The sequence below is a fragment of the Streptomyces sp. NPDC056160 genome (genome assembly GCF_042268205.1).
In the GTDB taxonomy this organism is placed as follows: domain Bacteria; phylum Actinomycetota; class Actinomycetes; order Streptomycetales; family Streptomycetaceae; genus Streptomyces.
Genome location: NZ_JBHJUW010000033.1, coordinates 42,711 through 49,374, shown reverse-complemented (window position 1 = coordinate 49,374; position 6,664 = coordinate 42,711). Strand labels below are relative to the sequence as shown.

The 6,664-nt window shown below is 73.2% G+C and carries 6 protein-coding genes; 1 reads left to right on the top strand and 5 read right to left on the bottom strand.

Annotated features, from left to right (window positions below; genetic code table 11):
* Positions 1-433 precede the first annotated feature (433 nt).
* The 5 genes from ACFC02_RS15125 to ACFC02_RS15105 all read right to left on the bottom strand — a co-directional run bounded on the left by ACFC02_RS15125 (position 434) and on the right by ACFC02_RS15105 (position 5,238).
* Positions 434-1,126 carry a hypothetical protein gene (locus tag ACFC02_RS15125; RefSeq protein WP_376356613.1) on the bottom strand — a complete coding sequence of 231 codons (693 nt, stop codon included), beginning with the start codon at positions 1,124-1,126 and terminating at the stop codon, positions 434-436.
* Between the two features lie 213 nt (positions 1,127-1,339).
* Positions 1,340-2,815: a GntP family permease gene (locus ACFC02_RS15120; RefSeq protein WP_376356611.1), complete on the bottom strand. Its 1,476-nt coding sequence runs from the start codon at positions 2,813-2,815 to the stop codon at positions 1,340-1,342.
* A 124-nt stretch (positions 2,816-2,939) separates the two neighbouring features.
* Positions 2,940-3,350: a RidA family protein gene (locus ACFC02_RS15115; RefSeq protein WP_360976107.1), complete on the bottom strand. Its 411-nt coding sequence runs from the start codon at positions 3,348-3,350 to the stop codon at positions 2,940-2,942.
* Complete coding sequence (locus tag ACFC02_RS15110) at positions 3,347-4,132, bottom strand: IclR family transcriptional regulator (RefSeq protein WP_360976109.1); 786 nt, start codon at positions 4,130-4,132, stop codon at positions 3,347-3,349. The genes ACFC02_RS15115 and ACFC02_RS15110 overlap by 4 nt, the downstream gene beginning before the upstream one ends.
* Positions 4,129-5,238, bottom strand: coding sequence for a sugar kinase (locus ACFC02_RS15105; RefSeq protein WP_376356608.1), 1,110 nt, complete (start codon positions 5,236-5,238; stop codon positions 4,129-4,131). Before ACFC02_RS15105 ends, ACFC02_RS15110 begins: the two co-directional genes overlap by 4 nt.
* A gap of 139 nt (positions 5,239-5,377) precedes the next feature.
* On the opposite strand from ACFC02_RS15105, the gene ACFC02_RS15100 reads away from it, so the two are divergent.
* Positions 5,378-6,649, top strand: coding sequence for an amino acid deaminase (locus ACFC02_RS15100; RefSeq protein ID WP_376356606.1), 1,272 nt, complete (start codon positions 5,378-5,380; stop codon positions 6,647-6,649).
* Positions 6,650-6,664 lie beyond the last annotated feature (15 nt).

The window sequence follows — 6,664 nt, the reverse complement described above, 5'->3', positions numbered from 1 at the left end:
AAATTACCAGATCCCCCCCCTATCCTCTATTCCGGGGGTGTGGGGGGTTTTTTTTTTTTTAAAAAGCCCCCCCCCCCCCCCGCGGGGCGGCCCCCCCCCCCCCGCCCCCCCACTTCTTCGTGTCCCGGCCGCACGGCCCGTTGTCCGCCCGGTGAAACATTGCGGGGGGCTCACCGCATCAAGGAGGTGAGGGCGCCACAGGAGGGCGCGGACGCCGCAGGAGGGCGCATGGGGCGGGGCGGCGGCGAGAGGCGGGGGCGGCGGCTCAGGTCACGGCGGCGGGCCGCCGTCGCGGGCGGGGCCGCCGGGGTGGCGCTCGTCGGACTGGGCGGCGCCCTGACACCGGTCGCGGTGAGGGCGGTCCCGGCGATCCGGTCGAGGGCGTACGGCCCCCGGGCGGGTCGCCGGGGCCGTACGCGCCCTCGACCGCCCGTCAGTCCTCGTGCTGCGAGCCGGGCTTGGACTCGGCCTCGGACTCGGCCTCGGACTCGGTCTTGGACTCGGCCTCGGCCTCTTCGGGTTCGGCCTTCTCCGCCACCCCGGTCTCCTCGCCGTCCGCCTCTCCGTCCTCGAAGTAGGCGTCCAGCACCGCGTCCAGCTCCGCCTCCCACACACCGAAGCGGGACCGCGCCGGGGCCTCGATCTCGATGGGGTACCAGCGGCGGTCGGGAGTGTGGACGACGACGGTGAACCGCTTGCCGAAGCGGGAGGTCGCCGTCTCGACGGCGCCGATCTCGTCCCAGCGGAACTCGCAGTCCTGGTCGTCCAGGGCGAGGCGCACGCCCCGGTGGTCGGCGACGATCCGGGCCCGGCGGTCGGCGGCCTCGAAGACCGGGCCGTCGGGAGCCTCCGCCTCCTGCGAGGACGTCCCGCCCCCGGGCGACTCGGCCGACTCGGCGGACTCCGCGGGATCGCCGGACTCGTCCGGGGCCGCTCCCCGGGCCCCGCCCGCCGGCCCGGCCGGGGCCGTCCCGTCCGCCGGAGGTGTCGTCCCGGGCTCCTCCGGTGCCGCGTCCTGGGCGGGCACGGGTGAGGTGAGGCCGGGGACGAACGCCGGATCGAATCCGGCGCCCTTCACGGGCTCGCTCTTCAGGGGCTGGCTGCTCGAACCTATGCGCTGCTCCACAGCGGGCAGTATGGTCGACGATCCTGTGCCGGGGACAGCCAGCCCCTACTTCGTTATCAGACTCCTACAACCGGCCCGCCGACGCGGGCCGGACGGGCGTACGTCCGTCCGGCGACCGCTCACACGAACAGGCGCCGCTCACACGAACAGGCGCCGTTCAGAGACACCGGCACTGCTCACACGCCCGGCACCGCTCGGACACACCGGCACCGCTCATACGAACAGGCTCAGCACCGCCGCCACCGCGAAGCCCGCGAGCGAAAGGACGCTCTCCAGGACCGTCCACGTCTTCAGCGTGTCCCGCTCACTGATGCCGAAGTACTTCGCCACCATCCAGAAGCCGCCGTCGTTGACGTGCGAGGCGAAGATCGAACCGGCGGAGATCGCCATGATGACCAGGGCCACGAAGGCCTGCGAGTGGTGCCCCTCGGACAGCAGCGGGGCGACGATGCCCGCCGTCGTCACGATGGCGACGGTCGCCGAGCCCTGCGCCACCCGCAGCACCACAGAGATCAGGTAGGACAGCACGATCACCGGCAGGCCGACGCCGTTGAAGGTGTCCGAGAGGGCCTGGGCGACGCCGCTCGCCTTGAGGACGGCGCCGAAGACCCCGCCCGCGCCGACGACCAGCAGGATGTTGCCGACCGGCTTCAGCGACGCCGTCGAGACGGTCTCCAGCGACTTGCGCGACCAGCCGCGGCGGATGCCCAGCAGGTAGTAGGCCAGCAGCAGGGCGATGCTGAGCGCCACGAACGGGTGGCCGAAGAACTCGATCACCGACCGCCCGGTGGACGGGTCGAGGGCGATGGAGGAGAAGGTGGCCGCGAGGATCAGGACGAGCGGGGTGCCGATGATGCCGAGGACCGCGCCGAGCGGCACCGGCGCCTCCCGCGGCTCCACCCCGGAGGCCCGCTGCTCGGCCAGGACCGCCCGCTTGGCCTCCTCGGCCGCCTCGACCATGTCCTGCGGCACCTCGACGAAGACGCGCTTGCCGATCCACGCCGAGTACGCCCAGGCGGCCAGCACCGCCGGGATGCCGCAGACGACGCCCATGAGGATGATCCAGCCGAGCTGCACGTGCAGCAGTCCGGCGGCGGCCACCGGGCCGGGGTGGGGCGGCAGGAAGGCGTGGGTCATGGACAGGCCCGCCAGCAGCGGCATGCAGTACAGGACGACCGACTTGCCGCCCCGCTTGGCGGCGGCGTAGACGAGGGGCGCCAGGACGAAGATGCCCACGTCGAAGAAGACCGGGATGCCGAAGATGAGGCCGGTCAGGCCCATGGCGAGCGGGGCGCGCTTCTCCCCGAAGAGACCCAGGAGCCGGGAGGCCAGGACCTCCGCTCCGCCGCTGACCTCCAGGATGGCGCCGAGCATGGTGCCCAGGCCGATGATGATGGCGACGTGGCCGAGGATGCCGCCCATGCCGGACTCGATGGTGGAGACGGCGTCGGAGCGCTGCACGGTGCCGAAGAGCTCGGTGACCGACAGGCCGGCCAGCAGGCCGACGGCTATGGAGACGGCCAGCAGCGCGACGAACGGCTGGAGCCGCGTCTTGATGATCAGGAACAGCAGCAGTGCGATGCCGATCCCGGCCACGAGCAGCAGGCCGGTCGTGCCGTCGACGAGGAGGAGCAGACCGCCGGTGTGCGGGGGTGACTGCGGGGCTGCCGCGGCGAGCGGGTGGGACATACGGGGGTCCTCTGGGTAAGTACATACAGCTTTCGGGCAGGGAGGATCGCGGCGCGGCGCCCGAAGGGGAGGGGGCGCCGCGCCGTGAAGGGGTGTGCGGTGGTGCGGGGGTCGGGAAGAGGCGTCAGCCGAGGACGGCGAGCGCGTCGATCTCGATGAGGAGACCCGCGGGCAGGCCGACGTAGACCGTGGTGCGCGCGGCGGGCGGCTGGGTGAGGCCCTGCTCCTCGAAGTAGGCGTTGTAGATGTCGTTCATCTCGGCGAAGTGGTCCACGTCGGTGAGGTAGACGCGGAGCATCATCACGTCGTCCCAGCCCGCGCCGCCCTCTTCGAGGATCGCCTTGACGTTGGCGAGGGTCTGGAGGGTCTGCTCGCGCAGGGTGGGGCCGGCCGGCGTGGGGGCCTTGCCCTCCTCGTGGGGCAGGAAGCCGACCTGGCCGGCGACCTGGAGGATGTTGCCCTTCTTCACCCCGTGGGAGAACTTGGCGGGCGGCACGGTGTGGGTCTTCGGGGTGAGCGCGGTCTTGTCGGTCATGCGGTGTCCCTGTCCGGTGTGGTTGCGGGGGTGGGTACGGGGGTTCTCCCGGAGTACTCGCCGCTGACGGCGTCCGCGGTACGGCGCACCAGCGGGAGCAGGGTGAGGAGTTCGTCGGCGGTGACGACGACGTTCGGCGCGGAGACCGACATCGCGGCCACCACCCGGCCGTCGGCGCCGCGGATGGGGGCGCCGACGCAGTTGATGGACTCCTCGTGGCCGCCGAGGTCGGTGGCCCAGCCCTGTTCGCGCACCGTCGCCAGTTCCTTGAGGAAGGCGGCGGCGTGGGGGGTCGAACGGGCCGTGTACAGGGGGTAGTCGAGCTTCTCGGCGATCGCGCGCCGCTCGGCCTCGGGCAGGTCGGCGAGGAGCAGCTTGGCGACGGCGGCGACGGTGATCGCGACCGGTTTGCCGATCCGCGAGTACATGCGCACCGGGTAGCGGCTCTCCACCTTGTCGATGTACAGCACCTCGTTCTCCTCGTAGACGGCGAGGTGCACGGTGTGGCCGCAGGTCTCGTTGAGGCGCACCAGGTGGGGGTGGGCGATCTCGCGGATGTCGAGGTTCTCCATCGCCTCCTGGGCGAGGGAGAAGAGGCGGGCGCCGAGCCGGTAGCGCTGGTCGGACTGGCGGTAGACCAGGCCGTGTTCGTGCAGGGTGCGCAACAGCCTGAGCGCGGTGGACTTGTGGACGCCGAGGCGGTCGGCTACCCGTCCGAGGTCGGCGGGCCCCTCGGCGAGCAGCGGCAGGATGCTCAGCGCGCGGTCGACGGTCTGGCTCATGGCGTACGTACCTCCTCCTCGGCCCCTTCAGCGGTGCGCGTCCAGCCGGGGCCCAGACGCAGTCTCCCCCAAGCGGCCTCGTCGAGGGCGGCCAGCCGGTCGGCGTGGCCGCGGGGGGCGGGCACGGCGAGGTCGCCGGGGACGGTGAGCGCGGCGGCGGCCATGAGGTGGCCGTGCCGGAGGCGGTCGCGTACGGGCAGGCCGCGCAGGGTCGCGGAGAGGAACCCGGCGGCGAAGGCGTCCCCGGCGCCGACGGGCGCGACGACGTCGACGCGGAGGGAGGGGACGGAGGTGCTGCCGCCGGGGTGGAAGGCGGTGGCTCCCTCGGCGCCCTGCTTGACCACCAGGACGGCGGGTTCGGGCAGCAGGTCGCGGATGGCGCCGGGGCCGCCGGTGGTGCCCCAGGCCGCCTCGGCCTCGTCCTCGCCGACGAAGACGAGGTCGGCGCCGCGGGCCAGTTCCAGCAGGACGCGGGCGCCACCGCTGCCACCGTCGCCACCGCTGCCTTGGCCACCGCCGCCGCTCTCGTCCCCGGACGCGCCCGCGCCGGTGCGCCACAGGCCGGGCCGGTGGTTGACGTCGAAGGAGACGAGGGGGCGGCCGGGGCGGGGCGCGGTCAGCTCGCGCAGCAGTTCGAGGCAGCCGGTGGACAGGGCCGCCGTGATGCCGGACAGGTGCAGCACTCGGCAGGCGCGCAGGGCCGACTCGTCCACGGTGCCGGCGGCCATCGCGGAGGCCGCGGACCCGGCCCGGTAGTAGGCCACCTCGTGGGCGTCGGTGGCCCGGTCCCCCGCGGTGCGGAAGTAGATGCCGGTCGGGCGGTGCGGATCGCGCCGTACGGACGTCACGTCGACGCCGTACGCCCCGATGGTCTCCAGCAGGTGGTCGCCGAAGCCGTCGGCGCCGACCCGGCTCACCCAGCGCGCGGAGTGTCCGGCGGCGGCGAGCATGCAGGCCACGTTGGACTCGGCGCCGCCGATGGCGCGGGTGAAGGCGGGGACGTCGGCGAGGCGGCCGGGGCGGGAGGGCAGGAAGGTGACCATGGACTCGCCGAGCGCGACGACGTCCACGTCGCCGGTGCCATTGCGGGGTCCGGTGGCGGTCACGATGCTCGTAGCTCCTCGGTGGGGGATGCGGGGCGCGGGGCGTTTCGTTGACCTCGCGTGGCCGAGATGTTAGACAGCATCAAGCGGTCTGTGCAATGAGCGTTGCAAAATATGCAACGCGACCGATCAGGGAGGCTCCATGGGTACCGAGGCGCTCGCACGCCTGGCCGAGGAACGCGTCGACCACCGGTTCAAGGGGCTCCCGCCGGACGCGGACGGGCTGACCGTCGGCGAGCTGACGGCCGAGCGCCGCAACCTGTTCACCGGCGGCTTCACCACGCCCGTGCTCGCGCTGTCGGCCGAGCGCCTGGAGCACAACCTGAAGCTGATGGAGACCTACGCGGCCCGGCACGGCCTCGCCTTCGCCCCGCACGGCAAGACGTCCATGGCCCCCCAGCTCTTCCAGCGCCAGCTGGAGCACGGCGCCTGGGGCATCACCCTCGCGGTGCCGCACCAGGTGCGCGTGGCGCGGGCGTTCGGCTTCCGGCGCGTCTTCCTGGCCAACGAGCTGGTGGACCCGGCCGCGCTGCGCTGGGTCGCCGCCGAACTCGCCGCCGATCCCGCCTTCCGGCTCGTCTGCTACGTCGACTCCGTACACGGTGTGCGGCTGATGGACGCGGTGCTGCGCGAGGCCGGTGCCGGGCGCCCGCTCGACGTGGTCGTGGAGCTGGGCGCGGGCGAGGGCGCGCGCACCGGGGTCCGTACCGAGGCGGAGTGCGCGGCGGTCGCCGACGCGGTCGCGGCCACGGACACCCTGCGGCTGGCCGGGGTCGCCGGGTACGAGGGCGAGGTGCCGCGGGCGGATCCGGAGCGGGTGACGGCGTGGCTGCGCCGGCTGGTCGGTCTGGCCGTGGAGTTCGACAAGGCGGGCCGGTTCGCGGGGGCGGAGGAGATCGTGGTGAGCGCGGGCGGCAGCGCCTGGTTCGACGCGGTCGCCGACGTGTTCGGCGAGATCCCGGAGCTGTCCGGGCCGGTGCTGAAGCTGCTGCGCTCGGGCGCGTACGTCTCGCACGACGACGGCCACTACCGGGAGATCACCCCGTTCAACCGGGTCCCGCAGGAGGGTGCCCTGGAGCCCGCCTTCCGCCTGTGGGCGCAGGTCGTCTCCCGGCCCGCCGACGGGCAGGCCTTCGCCAACGCGGGCAAGCGGGACGCGGCCTACGACCTCGACCTGCCCTTCGCCCAGGTGGTCCGCCGCGACGGCGCCGAACGCCCCGCGACCGGCATCACCGTGACCGGCCTGTCCGACCAGCACACCTGGCTGGGCACGGACCCGGAGGCGGACCTGGCGGTCGGCGACTGGATCGGTCTCGGCCTGTCCCATCCGTGCACCTCCTTCGACAAGTGGCAGCTGATCCCGGTGGCCGGGGCGGACGGCACGGTCGTCGACTACATCCGTACGTTCTTCTAGAGGCCGGGCCCCCGC